Annotated in this window: 18 protein-coding genes; 9 read left to right on the top strand and 9 right to left on the bottom strand. The window is 73.7% G+C overall.

Annotated features, from left to right (window positions below):
• Window positions 1-109: 109 nt before the first annotated feature.
• Window positions 110-1432: an MFS transporter gene (locus tag ACFV57_RS25310; protein ID WP_385236585.1), complete on the top strand. Its 1323-nt coding sequence runs from the start codon at window positions 110-112 to the stop codon at window positions 1430-1432.
• Window positions 1433-1504: 72 nt separating this feature from the next.
• Here ACFV57_RS25310 and ACFV57_RS25305 read toward each other — a convergent pair whose 3' ends face one another.
• Window positions 1505-1741: a hypothetical protein gene (locus ACFV57_RS25305; RefSeq protein ID WP_385236582.1), complete on the bottom strand. Its 237-nt coding sequence runs from the start codon at window positions 1739-1741 to the stop codon at window positions 1505-1507.
• A gap of 67 nt (window positions 1742-1808) precedes the next feature.
• Between ACFV57_RS25305 and map the strand changes: the two genes are divergently transcribed.
• Window positions 1809-2666: a type I methionyl aminopeptidase gene (map, locus tag ACFV57_RS25300; protein ID WP_385236579.1), complete on the top strand. Its 858-nt coding sequence runs from the start codon at window positions 1809-1811 to the stop codon at window positions 2664-2666.
• Between the two features lie 199 nt (window positions 2667-2865).
• Entirely contained in the window at window positions 2866-3555 is a 690-nt protein-coding gene (locus ACFV57_RS25295) for a heme oxygenase (biliverdin-producing) (protein ID WP_385236576.1), read from the top strand.
• A gap of 86 nt (window positions 3556-3641) precedes the next feature.
• Here ACFV57_RS25295 and ACFV57_RS25290 read toward each other — a convergent pair whose 3' ends face one another.
• The 3 genes from ACFV57_RS25290 to ACFV57_RS25280 all read right to left on the bottom strand — a co-directional run bounded on the left by ACFV57_RS25290 (window position 3642) and on the right by ACFV57_RS25280 (window position 7723).
• Window positions 3642-4346, bottom strand: a complete 705-nt coding sequence (locus ACFV57_RS25290; protein ID WP_385236574.1) for a PhzF family phenazine biosynthesis protein — start codon at window positions 4344-4346, stop codon at window positions 3642-3644.
• A 260-nt stretch (window positions 4347-4606) separates the two neighbouring features.
• On the bottom strand, window positions 4607-6232 hold the full coding sequence (locus ACFV57_RS25285; protein ID WP_385236571.1) for an HtaA domain-containing protein: 1626 nt from the start codon (window positions 6230-6232) through the stop codon (window positions 4607-4609).
• A gap of 45 nt (window positions 6233-6277) precedes the next feature.
• The gene (locus ACFV57_RS25280) at window positions 6278-7723 is read right to left on the bottom strand and encodes an HtaA domain-containing protein (RefSeq protein WP_385236568.1); all 1446 of its coding nucleotides are present in this window, start codon (window positions 7721-7723) and stop codon (window positions 6278-6280) included.
• Window positions 7724-7862: 139 nt separating this feature from the next.
• Here ACFV57_RS25280 and ACFV57_RS25275 point away from each other — a divergent pair, with 139 nt between their 5' ends.
• From ACFV57_RS25275 to ACFV57_RS25265, 3 genes are read left to right on the top strand one after another with little or no spacing between them, the layout of a single operon-like run.
• On the top strand, window positions 7863-8915 hold the full coding sequence (locus ACFV57_RS25275; protein ID WP_385236565.1) for a hemin ABC transporter substrate-binding protein: 1053 nt from the start codon (window positions 7863-7865) through the stop codon (window positions 8913-8915).
• Between the two features lies 1 nt (window position 8916).
• Window positions 8917-10059 carry a FecCD family ABC transporter permease gene (locus ACFV57_RS25270; protein ID WP_385236562.1) on the top strand — a complete coding sequence of 381 codons (1143 nt, stop codon included), beginning with the start codon at window positions 8917-8919 and terminating at the stop codon, window positions 10057-10059.
• Window positions 10056-10910, top strand: coding sequence for a heme ABC transporter ATP-binding protein (locus tag ACFV57_RS25265; RefSeq protein ID WP_385236559.1), 855 nt, complete (start codon window positions 10056-10058; stop codon window positions 10908-10910). Before ACFV57_RS25270 ends, ACFV57_RS25265 begins: the two co-directional genes overlap by 4 nt.
• Window positions 10911-10946: 36 nt before the next feature.
• Here ACFV57_RS25265 and ACFV57_RS25260 read toward each other — a convergent pair whose 3' ends face one another.
• The gene (locus ACFV57_RS25260; protein ID WP_385236556.1) at window positions 10947-11270 is read right to left on the bottom strand and encodes a nuclear transport factor 2 family protein; all 324 of its coding nucleotides are present in this window, start codon (window positions 11268-11270) and stop codon (window positions 10947-10949) included.
• A 330-nt stretch (window positions 11271-11600) separates the two neighbouring features.
• Between ACFV57_RS25260 and ACFV57_RS25255 the strand changes: the two genes are divergently transcribed.
• A complete protein-coding gene (locus ACFV57_RS25255; RefSeq protein WP_385236553.1) occupies window positions 11601-12578 on the top strand; it encodes a hypothetical protein in 978 nt (325 codons plus the stop codon).
• A gap of 34 nt (window positions 12579-12612) precedes the next feature.
• Here the strand turns inward: ACFV57_RS25255 and ACFV57_RS25250 are convergent, their stop codons facing one another.
• Entirely contained in the window at window positions 12613-13362 is a 750-nt protein-coding gene (locus ACFV57_RS25250; RefSeq protein WP_385236550.1) for a bifunctional DNA primase/polymerase, read from the bottom strand.
• Between the two features lie 175 nt (window positions 13363-13537).
• On the bottom strand, window positions 13538-14140 hold the full coding sequence (locus tag ACFV57_RS25245) for a TetR/AcrR family transcriptional regulator (RefSeq protein ID WP_385236547.1): 603 nt from the start codon (window positions 14138-14140) through the stop codon (window positions 13538-13540).
• Window positions 14141-14261: 121 nt separating this feature from the next.
• Between ACFV57_RS25245 and ACFV57_RS25240 the strand changes: the two genes are divergently transcribed.
• Together ACFV57_RS25240 and ddaH are read left to right on the top strand one after the other, a co-directional pair.
• Complete coding sequence (locus ACFV57_RS25240) at window positions 14262-14450, top strand: DUF6243 family protein (protein WP_030019783.1); 189 nt, start codon at window positions 14262-14264, stop codon at window positions 14448-14450.
• Window positions 14451-14557: 107 nt separating this feature from the next.
• Window positions 14558-15388: a dimethylargininase gene (gene ddaH, locus ACFV57_RS25235; protein WP_385236544.1), complete on the top strand. Its 831-nt coding sequence runs from the start codon at window positions 14558-14560 to the stop codon at window positions 15386-15388.
• 28 nt (window positions 15389-15416) lie between these two features.
• On the opposite strand, the gene ACFV57_RS25230 is transcribed toward ddaH, so the two are convergent.
• Together ACFV57_RS25230 and ACFV57_RS25225 are read right to left on the bottom strand one after the other, a co-directional pair.
• A complete protein-coding gene (locus ACFV57_RS25230) occupies window positions 15417-16403 on the bottom strand; it encodes a small ribosomal subunit Rsm22 family protein (RefSeq protein ID WP_385236541.1) in 987 nt (328 codons plus the stop codon).
• A gap of 90 nt (window positions 16404-16493) precedes the next feature.
• Window positions 16494-17591 carry a serine hydrolase domain-containing protein gene (locus ACFV57_RS25225; protein ID WP_385236538.1) on the bottom strand — a complete coding sequence of 366 codons (1098 nt, stop codon included), beginning with the start codon at window positions 17589-17591 and terminating at the stop codon, window positions 16494-16496.
• Window positions 17592-17619: the final 28 nt, after the last annotated feature.

Below are 17619 nucleotides of genomic sequence, written 5' to 3'. Positions count from 1 at the left end.
GCCACGGCGTCGGCCCCGCGGGCTGCCGGACGGAGCCGTCCGCCGCGCCGGCCGGGCCCGCATTCAATTCGGTTGCCCACCGACCGGCCCGGCCGCACGATGGTCCCTTGTGACCGAAGAAGACCACCCCCCGCCGAAACGTTCCCGCCGCGCCGCCGCCCTGCTTCCCGACCTGGCGCCCTGGCGCTCCTCCGCCGACTTCCGCCGGATGTGGTGCGCGGGCGCCGTGACCGTGTTCGGGTCGTTCCTGACGCTCGTCGCCGTACCGTTTCAGCTCAAGGAGCTGACCGGCTCGACGCTGGCGGTCGGTGCGGTGGGCGCGGTGGAGATCGTGCCGCTGATCGTCTTCGGCCTGTACGGCGGTGCGCTCGCGGACGCCATGGACCGCCGCAAGCTCATCCTGTGGACCGAGGCGGCGCTCGGGCTGCTGTCGGTGCTGCTGCTCGTCAACAGCCTGCTGCCGGACCCGCTGATCTGGCCGCTGTACGTGATCGTGGCGGCGACCAGCGCGCTCACCGGACTCCAGCGCCCGGCCCTCGACTCGATCGTGCCGCGTATCGTCCCGCACGAGCAGCTGCCCGCCGCGTCCGCGCTGAACGCCCTGCGCTGGCAGGTCGGCGCCATCGCCGGACCCGCGCTGGCCGGTGTGCTGCTCGCCTACGCGGGGCTGCGGTGGGCGTACGCGATCGACGCCGTCACGTATGCGGTATCCGTCGCGCTCGCGGTCGGGCTGGCGGCCTCCCCGGCCTCGCACGACGCCGAGAAGCCGTCGCTGCGCGGCATCTGGGAGGGCGCGCGCTACGCCTGGAACCGCAAGGAACTGCTCGGTACGTACGCCGTCGACCTGACCGCCATGCTCTTCGCCTTCCCGATGGCGATCTTCCCGTTCCTGGCGGACGATCTGGGGGCGCCGTGGGCCTTGGGCCTGATGTATGCGGCGCTGCCGGTCGGGTCCTGCCTGGTCAGCCTGACCAGCGGCTGGACCTCACGGGTGCACCGGCACGGGCGGGCGGTGCTGTACGCGGCGGCGGCCTGGGGCCTGGCCATGACGGCCGCGGGCTGGGCGTCGAACGTCTGGCTGGTCCTGCTGAGCCTGGCCGCGGCCGGGGCGTGCGACATGGTCAGCGGCATCTTCCGGTCGGCCATGTGGAACCAGACCATCCCCGACGAGCTGCGCGGCCGGCTGGCGGGCATCGAGCTGCTGTCGTACTCCGTCGGACCGCAGCTCGGCCAGGTCCGCTCGGGCGGCATGGCGGCCGTCACGTCCGTACGGACGTCGGTGTGGGCGGGCGGCGTGCTGTGTGTGGCCGGGGTGGTGGGGCTGGCCGCGGCGCTCCCGAAGCTGCTGGCGTACGACGCGCGGACCAACGAGCACGCGGTGCGGATGCGCGAGGCGCGCGGGGCGCGGGCGGAGACCACGACGGCGGCGTAGCCGGGCGGCCACGCCCGGGGAGCCGCCCCGCCCCGGCGCGCGGCGCCCACCCGTACGCGCACCCCTTCGGCCCTAGGCGGACTCCCCCGGCCCCTTCTCGCCGCTCTTCTCGTGCCACCGGGGGTCGGTCTCCCATTCGAGGTTCCGCTCGCGGGCGGTCTCCATCGCGTGGGCCGCCTCCTCGCGCGTCGCGTACGGGCCGAAGCGGTCGGCGGCGCGGCATTCGGGGCCCTCTTCGACCGTTCCGTGCTTGAGGCAGTAGTACCATTCGCCGGGTTTGCCGGCCGTCCGCCTCTTGAACAGCGCCATCACGGCCTCCTGTCTGCGACTCCTGTGCCGCCATCCTGCCCGATGGGCCACGGATACACTCGCTGGCATGTCTGGCCAGTCGCTTCTTGTCCCGGGGAAGATCTCCCCCACCCGCCCCGTCCCCGCCTCCGTCGCGCGCCCCGAGTACGTGGGCAAGTCCGCGCCCACCCCGTACACGGGTCCCGAGGTGCAGGACGCGGAAACGATCGAGCGGATGCGCATCGCGGGGCGGATCGCCGCCCAGGCGATGGAGGAGGCCGCCAAGCTGATCGCGCCGGGTGTGACCACCGACGAACTGGACCGGGTCGCCCACGAGTTCATGTGCGACCACGGCGCCTACCCCTCCACCCTCGGCTACCGCGGCTTCCCGAAGTCCCTGTGCTCCTCGGTCAACGAGGTCATCTGCCACGGCATCCCGGACTCGACCGTCCTGAAGGACGGCGACATCGTGAACCTGGACGTGACCGCCTACCTCAACGGCGTACACGGCGACAACAACGCCACGTACCTGTGCGGCGACGTGGACGAGGAGTCCAAGCTCCTGGTCGAGCGGACCCGCGAGTCGCTGAACCGGGCGATCAAGGCGGTCAAGCCGGGCCGCCAGATCAACATCATCGGCCGGGTCATCGAGTCGTACGCCAAGCGCTTCGGCTACGGGGTCGTCCGCGACTTCACCGGCCACGGGATCAACTCGTCGTTCCACTCCGGCCTGATCGTCCCGCACTACGACAGCCCGCACCACACCACCGACATCAAGCCCGGCATGACCTTCACCATCGAGCCGATGCTGACGCTGGGCACGCACGAGTACGACATGTGGGAGGACGGCTGGACGGTGGTGACGAAGGACCGCAGGCGCACCGCGCAGTTCGAGCACACCCTCGTCGTCACGGAGACCGGCGCGGAGATCCTCACGCTTCCGTAGCCGCCGTTTTCCGGGCCCCCGCGACTTCGGTGCCGCGGGGGCCTTTTCCCCGGGGTTTTTACCGACATAATGTCGGGAAGGTTGTCGACACGCTGTCGGAAACGTTACCGACACGACGTCGGGAACAGGTTGACTTAGGTAAGCCTAACCAACCACAATCTGAACCCGTACGCACCCCACCGGTCCCCGGAGGTCCGCCTTGGCCGCGCCCAGCTCGACCCCGTCCGCGCCGTCCGACGCATCCGTGCCGTTCTCCACCCTGATCCGCACCGCGTCGCACGAGCAGCACACGCAGGCCGAGAACTCGTCCTTCATGGGCGACCTGCTCGGCGGCAAACTCGGCGTCCCGGCCTACCGGCGCTACACCGAGCAGCTGTGGTTCGTCTACCGCGCGCTGGAGGACGCCTCCGAGGCACTCGCCGGGGACCCGGTCGCCGGGCCGTTCATCCGGCCGGAGCTGGCCCGTACGGCCGAGCTGGAGCGGGACCTGGCCCACCTGGGCGGCCCCTCCTGGCGTACGGGACTGGAGCCGCTGCCGGCCACCGCCGCGTACGCCGAGCGCGTCACCGAATGCGCCCGCCGGTGGCCCGCCGGATACGTCGCCCACCACTACACCCGCTACCTCGGCGACCTCTCCGGCGGCCAGATCATCCGCGGCACGGCCGAGAAGACCTGGGGCTTCGCCCGCAAGGGCGACGGCGTGCGCTTCTACGTCTTCGAGGGCATAGGCAACCCCGCCGCCTTCAAGCGCGAGTACCGGGAGCTGCTGGACGCGCTGCCGGTGGACGACCTGGAGAAGCAGCGGGTGGTCGACGAGTGCAAGCGGGCCTTCGCGCTCAACACGGCGGTGTTCCAGGAGCTGGGGGACGAGTTTCCGCTGAGCGCGTGAACGCGTGAGCGCGAGCGGCGGTCCGGTTCCTCCCGGGACCGCGGCTGCCTTCACATCCACAGCTTGTCCCAGGGCACCGGCTCCCGTCAGGCCCTCGGCGATACGGGCAGCACGCGGCCGCCCAGCGCGATCGTGCCGTCCTCGTGCGGGCGCGCCAGGATGCGGGAGCCGGTGCCCTGGCGGATGTCCAGGGCACGGCCCAGCTCGCCCGCGAGGGTGAGCGCCGCGGCGCCCGTGGCCTCGTCCTCCACGATGCCGTCGCCGCGGCGGGGGAAGAAGCGGGCGCGCACCGTGCCCGCGCTCCGGTCCTGCCACGCCCACACGTAGAGCGGGCCGTCCCCGGGCGGCGGCCCGGACAGCGCGTCCACGTCCGCAGGCGCCGCGAACTCCCGCGTACGGCGCCCGGTGGCCCACTCCGGGCGCCCCCGCACCCACACGTACTGCCCGTCGTACGCCACCGGCACCTCGCCGGCCGGCGGGCGCAGCACGGTCACCGGCTGTCCGAGGTGCCGCAGCAGCCACGCCGTACCGACCAGGGGGTGTCCGGCGAAAGGCAGCCGCACGCCGGGGGTGTAGATGTCGAGGCGTCCGGCGTCCGCGTCGTCGTCGGCGCCGGTCCCCTCCACGAACACCGTCTCGCTGTAGCCGAGTTCGGCGGCCAGGGCCTGGCGCGCGGACCGGTCCGGTACGGCGGCTCCGTTCCGTACGACGCCCAGGGGGTTGCCGCCCCTGCCGCCGGGGCCGCAGAAGACGCGTACGACGTGCAGTTCGGGGGCCGGTGGCGCTGTCATGACCGTATTCCATCGTGCCTGTGGCGGCTTCGGCCCGCCGGGGTGCGGGTGCGCGCGAGAACGCCGAAGTACCCGCCGCGCGGAGGCGTGCGCGGCGGGTACGGTCGGCCCCCTGGGTCCGGGGCGCGCCTGTGTGGGGTGTGGGGAGGCGGCCCGTGGGGTGCGGAGCCCGGGGGATGTGGGGGTCCGGGGAATTGCCGGACGGTCCGGAGGGTTACCGGGCGCCGCGGCGGATCACCGGGCGGACCGGCCGGTCATGGTCACCGGGCGGTGCGGCGGCGCACGGCGAAGGTGGCGGCGCCGCCCGCCACGATCAGGGCGCCGGCCACGCCCGCCAGCGTGCCGTTGGACGCGGAGACGCCGGTGGCCGCCAGCGATGCGCTGCCGGAGCCAGCGGTGCTGCCGCTGCTGAAGCTCGCCGTGCCACTGCCGCTCCCACTGCCGCCGGCCGAGCCGCCCGCGGCCGGGGTGCCCGAGGTGTCCGCCGCGCCGCCGTCCGGCAGCTGGGCGTTCGGGTCCACCGAGACGGCGGCCGTCACCGGGTCGAGGGCCTGGCCCGCCTGGTACATGTTCTCGAATGCCTTGGAGCCGGCGGCGGTCAGCGTCGCGGGCACGTTCTTGAGGGTGACGACGCCGTTCTTGGCGGTGAGGGCACCGGCCGGGACCTTGAGGTCGGCCACCGCCATGCCGGGGGTGTTGGTGACCTTGCCGGTGGCGCGCGACTTGGCCGACACGTCCGCGACCAGGGTGCCCTTGGTGCCGCTCGCCTTGACCTTGAGGTTGCTGAACTTCAGGTCGAGGACGCCCTCGTGGCCGGTGAAGCGCACCGAGCCGTTGAACTGCGCGGCGAGGTCGGCCTTGGCGGCGTCGTACGTGCCGTGGCCCTTGGGGAAGCGGTAGCCGGCGGCGGAGGTGACGGCACCGCCCGCGAGCTCGGCCTTGCCGTGCGCGATGGGGCCGGTGACGTAGTCGCGGAAGGACTTCTTGACGCCCCAGTCGAGAGTGCCGTCGACGATCTTGCCGGAGGCGGCGGCGGACGGCGCGGCCCCGGAGGAGTCGGGGGTGGTGGACGGCTGCTCGCCGCCGGAACCGGTGCCGGAGCCCGAGCCCGAGCCGTGGTGGGTGCCGGAACCGCCGCCGGACCTGCTGCCCGTCTGCGCTCCCGCCTTGTCCTCCTGGCCGCCCTTGTCGCCCTTTCCGTTCTCGCCGTCCTTGCCGTGCTGGTTGTCCTTGCCGTCCCCGCCCGGCGCGGGCTTTCCGGGCGTGCTCGCCGGAGTCACCGACAGCGTGGCCGGGTCCAGCTCCTGGCCCTCCTTGTACATGCCGTTGAACGCCTCGGCGCCCTTGGCGGTCAGCTTCACCGGGATCTTCGCGAAGGTCATCGCGCCGCCCGAGCCGCTGCCCGGCCGCACCGCCGACAGGTCGAGCGACGCCAGCGCCACGTCGTCCTGCGTCTTGCCCGCCGCCGTGACGTCTGCCGTGATGGCGCCCGTCCTGCCCTGGGTGGCGACCTTCAGGTCCGCCAGTTCGATGTCGAAGCCGTGGGCCTTCGAGGTGAAGCGGACACTGCCCTTGAAGGTGGTGGCGACGGCGTGGGTGCCCATGTCGTACGTGCCGGTGCCGTCCGTGAAGGTGAACGGGCCGTTGTCCGGGGCCTGGCGCGCGCCGTCGGCGGTGGTGATGTCGCCGAGCGCCATGCCCTTGACGTACTTGCGGAAGGACTCCTTGACGCCCCAGTCGAGCGTGCCGTTCTTCAGCTCCAGTTTGGGTGCTGCCGTGCCCGCCGCGGGGGCGGCAGCGGCGACGGACGGCAGGCTCAGGGCCGCGGTGGTGGCGGCGGTGGCGATGGCTGCCGCGAGGGCGAGCGGGCGGCGTATGGCGGCCATGGTCGGTGGCTCTCCTTGAGTGGGGTGGGGTGCGGTGGGGTGGGGTCAGTCCTGCGGGGGTGCCGTGGGTGTCGTACGACGACGGGCGCGCAGGACGAGGAAGGCGGCGACGGCGACGAGCAGCACGCCGGCCGCGACGAGGAGGATGACGGTGCGGGCGGAGCCGGACGAGGCGGCAGCGGCCTGCTCGGGGGCGGCCTGCTTCGCCTGCTTGCCGTCCGCGGGCGCGGCCTTGGGGTCGGAGCCGAGGTCGGGGAGGGCGGGCAGCGCGGCCTTCTTGTCGACGGCCACCGCGAGCGAGACGGGGTCCATGTCCGTGCCCGCCCGGTAGAGGCCGCCGAACGCCTCGGCGCCCTCGGCGGTGAGCTGTGCTGGTGCCTCGGTGAGCTTGATGAGGCCCTTCTCGGGTGTGAGCCGCTTCGCCTCGAAGGTGGCCAGCGGGGTGGCCCTGCCGGTCCTGCCGCCGGTCGTGACGTCGGCGGCGAGGGTGCCGCGGCCGTCCTCGACCGTGACCGAGACGGCGGTGAGGGTGAGGTCCAGGTTCTTGCCGGTGAAGCGGAGGGTTCCGGTGAAGCCGGCCTTCAGGGTGCCTGCTTCGGCGTCGTACGTACCCTTGCCGTGCGGGAAGCGGAAGAGCGCGCCGCCGTCCTGGGCGCCGTCGGACAGCTGCCACTTGCCCTGGGCGATGCTGCCCGTGACGTACTCGCGGAAGGTGCGGCGGACGCCCCAGTCGACGGCGGCCTCGGTGAAGGACCCGTGCCGGGCGTCCTTGCCCTTGTCGGTGTCGTCGCCGGACGGGGACGCCTGCGGTGCCGCCGTGCTCCGTTCCCCGTCCGCCCGTACGTCCGCCGACAGGCTCACCGGGTCGAGCTGCGTGCCTTCCGTGTAGTAGCCGGCGAAGGCCCGCGCGCCCTGCGCGGTCAGCTTCGCCGGGACGTTCGTCAGCGCGATGGGCGTGCCGCCGCCCCGGGTGTCGACGCCCCCGAGTTCCAGCGTGGCCAGCGGCACCCGTGCGGCCGTGGTGACGCGGCCGGTGCCCTTCTCCTTGCTGGTCATGTCGGCGTAGAGGGTGCCGCGGCCGTCGGCGACGGCGACCTGGGGGCGGCTGATGGTCAGGTCCATCTCGTACGAGCCGTCCGGCTTGCGGTGGCCGGTGAAGTGGACGCCGCCGGAGAAGCCGGCCGTCAGGGCGCCGCTGTCCGGGTCGTAGCTGCCGGTGGCGGAGTGGAAGCGGAACCGGCTGTCGCCGACCGTGGCGGCGCCGCCGTTCAGGGTCCAACTGCCGTGTGCGATGGGCCCGGTGACGTACGACTGGAAGGAGGATTTGATGCCCCAGTCCAGCCGTCCGCCCGCGACCGTGCGGGCCGCGGCGTGCGCGGTGGCCGCAGGCAGCGCGGGCAGCAGCGTGCCCAGCAGTGCCATCAGGAAGGCGGCGGCGAGCACGCGGGCGCGGCCGCGAATACGGCCGCGGGCCGGTCTGAACGGCAGCATCGGGAACCCCTTCAGGGCTAGCGGTTAAGGTAAGGCTAACCTAAGCTAAGCCCGCTCGAAGCGGAACCCCGGGACAGTCCCCGGACCCCTCCCACACCACCGGGCCCCGGGCAACCGGCGTACACAGAAAGGCGGGACAGTGACAGCAACCTTCCGGGAGCAGGGGAGCCGGCGCCTGTCACGACCCGTCGGGCTGCTCGCCGCCGCTCTGGCGCTCGCCCTCGCGCTCACCGGCTGCGGCGGCGGCACGGACGCCGCCGCCCCCTCGGGGAAGGCCGCCGCCCGGCCCGCCGCCGACCGCGTCGAGCCGCTGCCCGGCCCCGCGCCCCGGCCCGAACTGCCCGCCACCGTAGGGTCGGCGGGCCCCGGCCAGGACGTGACGGTCCGCAAGGCCGACCGGATCGTGCCGCTCACCGGCTCCCTCTCGGAGATCGTCTTCACCCTCGGACTCGGCGACCGGGTCGTGGCACGGGACATCACTGCCACCTTCGAGCAGGCGAAGAAGCTGCCCGTGGTGACCCGCGCGCACGACGTGTCGGCGGAGAGCGTGCTGTCGCTCAAGCCCGACGTCGTACTCGCGGAGACCACCACGGGCCCGGCGGAGGCCATCGGCCAGATCCGGGACGCCGGAGTCCCCGTCGTCACCTTCGACCCCACGACCCGGCTGGCCGACGTCGGCACCCGGATCGACGCGGTGGCGGCCGCGCTCGGCGTACGGAAGGCGGGCGACACCCTCAAGGCCCGGACCGGCGAGCGGATCGCCGCCGTACGCAAGGAGATCCCGCACGGCGGCGCGGAGGCGGCCGACCGGCCCCGGGTGGCCTTCCTCTACCTGCGCGGCTCGGCCTCCGTCTACCTCATCGGCGGCGCCGGGTCCGGCGCGGACTCGCTGATCGAGGCGGCGGGCGGCGTGGACGCGGGCAAGGAGTCCGGCCTGAAGAAGGACTTCACCCCGATCACGAGCGAGGCGCTGGCCAAGGCCGCGCCGGACGTGATCCTGGTCATGACCAAGGGCCTGGCGTCCGTCGGCGGGGTCGAGGGGCTGGTGAAGATCCCCGGCGTGGCCCAGACACCGGCCGGGATGGACCGGCGGGTGGCCTCCGTGGACGACGGCGTGCTCCTCAACTACGGGCCGCGCACGGACGCCGTCCTGCGCTCCCTGGTCCAGCAGATCCACGCCAAGGGGAAGTGAGATGACCCCACTCCCCCACACGGAGCCTGGCACGGGTACGGGCGCGGACACGGAACCGGATGCGGACGCGAGCACGCCGGAGGCCCCCGCAGCAGCCCCCGCACACCCCCACCGCCCCCGCCCCCGCGCCGCCCTGCTGACCACCGGTCTCGCCCTCGCCCTCCTCGCGGGCTGTCTGCTCTCCGCCGGTCTCGGCGCCTACCGCATCCCGCTCGGCGACGTCCTCGGCTCGCTCCTGCACCATCTGCACCTCGGCGGCGCGGAGCTGGACCGGGTCGGCGAGAGCGTGCTGTGGAACGTACGGCTGCCGCGCGTCGTCCTGGCGCTGCTCGTCGGCTCCTCGCTCGGCTGCGCGGGCGCCCTCATGCAGGGCGTGTTCGGCAATCCGCTGGCCGAACCGGGCGTCATCGGCATCTCGTCGGGCGCGGCGGTCGGCGCCGTCGGCGCCATCGCGCTCGGCCTCGGCTTCCTCGGTACGTGGACGGTGCCGGCCTGCGCGTTCGTCACCGGTCTGGTGACCGTCCTGGTCGTCTACGCGCTCTCCCGCTCCGGCGGCCGCACCGAGGTCGTCACGCTGATCCTCACCGGCATCGCGGTGAACGCCTTCGCGGGCGCGCTGATCGGCCTGTTCCTCTTCTTCGCGGACAACGCGCAGGTCTCCCAGATCACCTTCTGGCAGCTCGGTTCGCTGTCCCAGGCCGTGTGGCCCAAGGTCCTGGCCGTCCTGCCGTGCGCCGTCGCCGGGCTGGCCGTCGCGCCCTGCTACGCCCGCAGACTGGACCTCCTGGCGCTCGGCGAACGCCCCGCCCGGCACCTCGGTGTCGACGTGGAGCGGCTGCGGGTCGTCCTCATCCTGGTCGTCGCGCTGCTCACCGCGGCGGCCGTGGCGGTGGCCGGCGTCATCACCTTCGTCGGCCTGCTCGTCCCGCACCTGCTGCGGATGGCGGCCGGTCCCGGGCACCGCTTCCTGATCCCGGGCAGTGCCCTGGGCGGCGCCCTGGTGCTGGTCGTCGCCGATCTCGTCGCCCGCACGGCGGCCCAGCCGGCGGAACTGCCGCTGGGCGTCCTGACCGCCCTGTGCGGCAGCCCCTTCTTCTTCTGGCTGCTGCGCAGGACCCGTCGCAAGCAAGGGGGCTGGGCATGAGCCGCGGCCGGTTTCCGGTGCTCGGTACGTGGTTCGCGGGACGCGCCCGCGCGCTGCCCGGCCCCGTTCCCGAAGGCACCGCCTACGCGCAGGCCGGCGGCCTCGGCGTACGGGTGGGCGGCCGTACGGTCCTGGACGGCGTGGACCTGGAGGTGACGGCGGGCCGGGTACTGGCGCTCGTCGGGCCGAACGGCGCGGGCAAGTCCACGCTGCTCGCCGCGCTCGCCGCCGACCTGCCCGCCGCGACCGGCGAGGTACGGATCGACGGCCGCCCGGCCACCGCCTGGACCGCGCCCGAACTGGCGCTGCGCCGGGCCGTCCTGCCGCAGTCCGCCGACCTGTCCTTCCCCTTCACGGTGGAGGAGGTCGTACGGATGGGCCGCGCGCCCTGGGCCGGGACACCGCGCGAGGACGAGGACGAGGCCGCCGTGGCGGAGGCGATGGCGGCGACCGAGGTGACCGGCTTCGCGGAGCGGCCGTTCTCGGCGCTGTCCGGCGGCGAACGGGCCCGGGTCGCGCTCGCGCGCGTCCTGGCGCAACGGGCCCCGCTGCTGCTGCTGGACGAGCCGACCGCCGCGCTGGACCTGCGCCACCAGGAACTGGTGCTGCGACTCTGCCGGGAGCGGGCGGCGGCAGGCGCCGCGGTGGCCGTCGTCCTCCACGATCTGGGACTGGCGGCCGCCTACGCGGACCGGGCGGCCCTGCTGCACGACGGGCTCGTCGCCGTACAGGGCCCGCCCGGCGAGGTGTTCGGCGCGGAGCTGCTGAGCCGGGTCTACCGGCAGCCGGTCGAGGTGATCGGACACCCGCGCACCGGCGCCCCGCTGGTCATGCCGCTGCGCGAGGCCTGAATCGTTCTTCGGCCCCGGCGCCCGGACCGGGTATCCCTATGCCTGGCCCGTTTCGAAACGGCTCACCTTGCCGTCCTCGACGGTGAACGCCCAACGGGTCCGCATCGCGCCCCACGTGTCGTTGCTGTAGAGCGCCGTCAAGGACCGGCCGCCGTCCGCCTCGGACTCGACCTCCATGCGCCCGTTGGAGGAGAAGACCTCCCGTTCGGTCCAGTCGGCCAGGTCCCGCTCCGTGCCGTCGTCGGACATGGTCGCGCCCGGCGCGAGGGCGGCCTGGAACTCCCCTCGGTCCTGCGCGTTGAGGGCGGTGACGAAGGCACGCACCGCGGGATCGGAAAGCCGGTCGGCAGCGATGGACACGATCAAGCTCCTGAGAGTCGGAGGGGCGGGGCCGCAGGACCGTCCGAGCCCGCGGCATCCCGGCCTACCCGCCGTCACCGGCAGCACACGCTTCCGGGAACCGAAGAACCCGTTCGGACGAGGGAACGGGAACACGAGAGCGTCGCGCCTGCCCGTCCACCGGGGACGGGAACGGCGCCCCGGCCGCCCGGCAGATCACGGTGCGGACACCGGATACGGTCCCCGCGCCCGCCCGCCTCACCGCCCCCGGTAGGGTTGCGCCGAATCGTGCCACCCCGGCGGTCGCCCAGGCCGCCCCGGCCCCGGTCGCCCCGAAGGAGCCCGAGCCCCATGACACGCAGGTCGCCGTTCCGGGTGCCCGTAGCGATGACCGTCGCGAGCGCGGCGCTGCTGACACTGAGCGGGTGCATGACCGTGCACGGCGAACGGGAGATGCTGCCGACGGTGTCGAAGGCCGAGGCCACCAAGGCCCTTCAGCAGTTCACCGAGGGCTTCAACGCGTCCAACAGCAAGCTGGACCCGAAGCTGAACCCGGGCTACGAGACGGACTCACTGCTCGCCGTCGACCAGGCGCTCACCAAGGCGGCGCACACGGTCAGTCCGCAGGGCAACCCCAAGTTCCCGCCGCTGGCGCTGTCCAGCCCGCACTTCACCGTGCCCAAGCAGGCGGGCTGGCCGAAGGTGTTCCTGGCCGACGCGGTCAGCAACCGCAACAACGCGCGGTGGTTCCTGGTGTTCACCCGCGACGGCGTCGGCGCCAAGTGGAAGGCGAGCTACCTCTCCACGCTGGCCGAGAACGAGATCCCGCAGTTCAAGACGGACCGGGACGGCTACGCCGAGGTGGTGCCCGCCGACGCGAGGGACTCCGGCCTCAAGCTGGCGCCGGGCAAGCTGGGCGCGACGTTCGCGACGTATCTGAACACCGGCAAGGGCGACGTCTTCGCCCCCGGGCCGCACACCGACCGGTGGCGGGCGCTGCGGACCCAGCAGGGCCGGCAGCCGGGCGTCCGCATCCAGTACGAGGACCAGGCGTCCGGTTTCCCGCCGGTCGCGCTGCGCACCAAGGACGGCGGGGCGCTGGTCTTCTTCTCGACCTACTACCACCAGCAGAAGACCGTCGCCGAGGGCTCGCGGATCAACATCCCCGCGGAGATAAAGGGGATCATGGACGGTCCGGCGAAGGCGTCCAACCGGATGACCTTCACGACCCTGTCGGAACAGGTGGTGAAGGTCCCGGCCGAGGGCGCCGCCGGGAAGATCGCCTTCCTGCACCGGCTGGAGGCGAAGACGTCCGCCAAGTCCCTGTAGGGGCTGCGGCAGGCCCCGGCGGCGGGAGCGTGCGTCAGCGGCCGATCGGCCAGGCCGCCGCTTCGTGGTCGTGGTCGGGCTGCTGGTCCGCGTACTCCGCGCAGGCGTCGGTGAGCGTCTCCAGCAGCGACAGCGGGTCCGGCACCGGCCGCTCGGGGCCGCGCAGCCAGGACACCGCGGGCTGGTCGCCGGGCAGCCGGGAGGGCGGCAGGAGGACATAGCTGCCGCGGCAGTGCCAGCGCAGGCCCGGATGCTCGTCCATGGTCTCCGGATGGCAGTCCAGCTCGCAGGGCCACCACTCGTCCTCGTCGTCCGGGGTGCCGCGGGTGGCGGTGAAGAACAGCATCCGGCCCTGTCCGAGCGCGGCGCCGCTCAGCGCGACGGGACCGACCTCGACGCCCGCGGCCTCCAGCCGCTCCAGCGCGCTGCGGCCCGCCTCGACGGGGACGTCCAGCACGTCGTGGGCGATGCCGGTGGCGGTGATGAAATTGGCCTGCGGATAGGCGCGCGCCCAGGCGGCGACCTTCTCCCGGTCGGTGCTGGCGACGGTCTGCCAGCCGAAGGAGACGGGGTGCCGTCCGGGCGTGGGACAGCCGATGCGCTCACAGGAACAGCCGTAGCCGGAGGGGTGGGCTGCCGGGGCGAGCGGGAATCCCGCGTCGGCGACTGCCAGCAGCAGGTCCTCGCGGCCTTGTGCGGCCGCCGATCCCGTGTCCGTATCGCCGCCGTCCGAACCGCTCCTCGGCCGGCGAAGCCACTGGGAGAACCTGCTCTTGCGTTCCATCTATCCCCTCACTTCGAGCGGTGGTCTGGGATCAATGCTGCCACCATCCTCCTCTTCGGGTGACCGGAGTACGTATCCGGGGTGACCGGAGAACGGGCGAATACTGCCAATACGGCAGGTTTCCACCCCACTTCGTTCACCTTCCTTTACCTTCCGCACCCCCGGGGAACGCGCCTCACGCGGTGGTACGGGGCCGCAGACCGGCGAGCGCCGTGTCGACCAGCGTGTCCACGTACGCGTACGTCAGCTCTCCGGTCCGCATCAGCCAGCGCTGCGAGAACGGGCTGAGCACCATCTCGGCCGCCACCCGCACATCCACCTCCGGCCCGATCTCCCCCGCCTCCTGCGCCGCCCGCATCCGGTCCACGTAGACCTTGATGCCCGGCTCCAGCAGCCGCTCGACGAACCGCGCCGACAGCTCCGGGTCGTTCGCGCCAGCCACCGCGAGCGCCCGGTAGGGGGCCTGCCACTTCTGGTCGTTGAACTCGTCGGCGGTGGCCCGCAGGACGAACTTCAGGTCGGCGGCGAGGTCGCCGGTGTCGGGCATGCCCGCCTCGTACCCGTCGACGTCCTGGGTGAAGGCGTCGAGCAGGACGGCAGCCTTGGAGGACCACCAGCGGTAGATCGTCTGCTTGCCGACGCCGGCGCGGGCGGCGATGCCCTCGATCGTGAGCTTGTCGTAGCCGACCTCGCCGACGAGGGAGAGGGCCGCGTCGAAGATGGCGCGGCGCGAGCGTTCGCTGCGACGGGTGGCGTCGGGGGCTGTCTTGTTGGCCATGCCCGGAGTCTACCGACGCATGAGGCGAGACGTATCGTCTTGACAAGACGGAGCGTCTCGCACAGACTCGGTATCGAGCGAGACGCAGCGTCTCGCCAGTCGGCGGACCAAGGAGATCACCATGAGCAAGGGCAGCGCGGGCAACATGCTCGGCGTCGGCGGCACCCGCAGCAAGCTCTCCCGCGGCGCACTGCGCGGCGGCCGGGGCGGCAACGGCGTGGGGGGCGGCACGGACCCCATGGCACAGCGGCGGGCCCTGCTGCGCAGGCTCCAGGAGCAGCGCGGCGCCGGAGAAACCCGCCAGGGGTGAAAACCACCCGAACGGATCACTGCGCAACGGCTCCTCACGGTGGACGATTTGAGCGCGTACGCCACCACGTACGCCTCCCGAGTCCCGTCCACCGTGAGGAGCCCTCCTTGCGTACACCGCGGCGCAGCGCCCGCACCCGGCGCTACCTGATGTGCCCGCCGGCCCACTTCAAGGTCAGCTATTCCATCAACCCCTGGATGGACCCGGACAAACCCGTAGATCTGCCGCTGGCGCTCGCCCAGTGGGAGGTGCTGCGCGACCGCTACCGCGCGCTCGGCCACACCGTCGAGGAGCTGCGCCCCCGCCCGGACCTGCCGGACATGGTCTTCGCCGCCAACGGCGCCACCGTCGTGGACGGCCGGGTGCTCGGCGCGCGGTTCGCCTTCGAGGAGCGCCGCGGCGAGGCGGCCGTGCACGCGGCGTGGTTCCGCGACCACGGCTTCACCGAGGTCCGCGAGCCGGAGAACGTCAACGAGGCGGAGGGCGACTTCGCCGTCACCGCCTCCTGGCTGCTGGCCGGGCGCGGCTTTCGCAGCAGCCCCCTCTCGCACGCCGAGGCACAGGAGTACTTCGGCCGCCCGGTGATCGGCCTGGACCTGGTCGACCCGCGCTACTACCACCTCGACACGGCGCTGTGCGTCCTGGACGACGCGACGGACTCCGAGGTCATGTACTACCCGGGCGCCTTCTCCGCGGGCAGCCGCGCGGTGCTGGCCCGCCTCTTCCCCGACGCCCTGACCGCCTCGCGTGCGGACGCGGAGGCGTTCGGCCTGAACGCGGTCAGCGACGGCCGGCACGTGCTGCTCCCGCAGGCCGCGGTGGGGCTGTTCGAGCCGCTGCGGGAGCGCGGATACGAGCCCGTCGGCATGGATCTGACCGAGCTGCTCAAGGGCGGCGGCAGCGTCAAGTGCTGCACGCAGGAGCTACGGACGGCCTGACGCCCGGCCGGGGTGCCGGCACCGGCTCTCAGCCGGCCGGCCGCTCCCAGGCGTCGCCCCACTCGGCGTCGCGGGCGGCCTTGTAGCGCTCGCCGTGCCGTTTGGTGACGGTGTCGCGCCGCAGCCCCTCCTCCGTACAGAGGTCCAGCAGGACCTGGCCCTTGCGGAGCTGGGGCTTGCGGACGATCCGGGACGGGAGCAGCGGCAGCCCACCGGCCGCGGAGCGGTCGGCCACCTCCGGCCGCACCGCCGCCACGTAGCTGAACTTCTCGTCCTCGTACGGCAGCGAGCCGCCCTTGACCTGGCGGTGCAGCGACGAGCGGGTCACCCGGGCGGCCATGTGGCACCAGTCCTCGCCCGGCACGATCGGGCACCCCCCGTTGTGCGGGCACGGGGCGACGACGCGCAGCCCGGCGTCGGTGAGCTGCTCGCGGGCCTCGCGGATGCGCAGATAGCCCTCCGGGGTGCCGGGTTCGATCAGCACGACGGCGTCCGCGCGGGCGGCGGCGCCGACGACCGCCCGGCGGTCCTCCGGGCGCAGCTCGCCGAGCACGTACGAGACGGTGACCAGGTCCGTGCCCTCGGGGACGGTCATGCCCGCGCCGATGACCCGGCGCTGCCAGTCGGTGTCCGGCAGCACGCCGGCGGCCAGTTCGCGGCCCAGGTCCAGGGCCGGTTCGGCCCAGTCGTACACGGTCGTGCGGTGGCCGGACCAGGTGGCCGCCACGGCCCAGGTCGCGGCGCCGGTGCCGCCGCCGATGTCCACGTGGGAGGCGGGCGCCCAGTCCGGCAGCCGCGCCGCGAAGGCGTCCAGCGCGTGGCACACGGCCTCGAAGGTCGCGGGCATCCGGTAGGCGGCGTACGCGGCGACGTCCGCGCGGTCCCTGAGCACCGGGGCGTCGGTCGGGGTCCGGCCCCGGTAGTTGGCGATCAGCCGGTCGACGGCCCGCGCGGCCTGCGTGGGCGGCAGGCCGTCGAGCAGGCCGGCCAGTGCGGCGCGCAGTTCGTCGTGCATTCGGGCCATTTTACGGGGCCGGGGCGGGCGCCCGGCCCCGTCCCGCGGCCCGCCGGGGCTCCCCGGCCCGCCGCAAGGTGGTCCCGGGGCTCACGGCCCGGTCCCCGGCGGCCTGCCTGCGGCCCGTACCGCCCGCGCCAGGCGGGTCGCCGCCGCCGCCCGCGGCGCGCTGCCCGCCTCGCGCCGCCGCGGGTGGACGGTGTTGGCCAGCAGCACCAGGAACGTGTCGGTCGCGCGGTCCAGCACCAGGCTCGTCCCGGTGAACCCGGTGTGCCCGGCCGCGCCGCGCCCCGCCAGCTCACCCATGAACCACGGCTGGTCCACGCCGAATCCGAGGCCCGGCGGGTCCAGCAGCAGCCCCACGGACTCCTTGCCGAGGATGCGGGCCGGGCCGTACGCGCCGCCGCCGAGCAGTGCCCGGCACAGCACCGCCAGGTCCTGCGCCGTGGAGAAGAGGCCCGCGTGCCCGGCGACGCCGCCCAGCGCCCACGCGTTCTCGTCGTGCACCACCCCGCGCACCATGCCGCGGTCCGCCTTGGCCCACGGCCGCCGCTGGTCCTCGGTCGCGGCCACGCCCGCCGGGGCCAGCGGCCCGAACGCCGTACTGGCCATGCCCAGCGGGCCGGTGATCCCCTGCGCCACGAGGGCGTCCAGCCGCTGCCCGGTGAGCCGTTCCAGGACCAGCTGAAGGGCGATGAGGTTGAGGTCGGAGTAGCGGTACGCGCCGCCGGGCGGCCCGGCGGGCGCCGCCGCCTCCTGCCACAGCAGCTCCATCTGGGCCGCGCGCCCCCGGCGCTCGTAGAACGGCAGCTCCGGACGCAGACCGGAGGTGTGCGTAAGCAGGTGGCGGACGGTGATTCCGGCGGCGAAGCCCGGCAGCCACCGGGCCGCCGCGGCACCCAGGTCCAGCAGGCCCCGCTCCACCTGCTGCACCGCCACGATCGCGGTGCACAGTTTGGTCAGCGAGGCCAGGTCGAAGACGGTGCCGACGCGCATCGGCTCCCGGCGCTCCGGGGGCAGCTCCACCCCGCGGTCGCTCCCGGGGTCGTACCCCGCGTAGCGCAGCGCCCAGCCCGCCGCCTCCTCGGCGGCGACCACCGGGCCGCGCCCGGCGAGCACCACGGCACCCGCGCACCAGGGGGCCGGGCCCTCGGTCGCCTCCCGCACCCCGCTCAGGAGGCGCCGCATCCAGGCGGGGTCCAGCCCCGCCGCTGCG

Source organism: Streptomyces sp. NPDC059788, from assembly GCF_042732265.1.
In the GTDB taxonomy this organism is placed as follows: domain Bacteria; phylum Actinomycetota; class Actinomycetes; order Streptomycetales; family Streptomycetaceae; genus Streptomyces.
The sequence above is the reverse complement of the archived record's forward strand: the minus strand, read 5'-3'. Positions and strand labels throughout refer to the sequence as shown.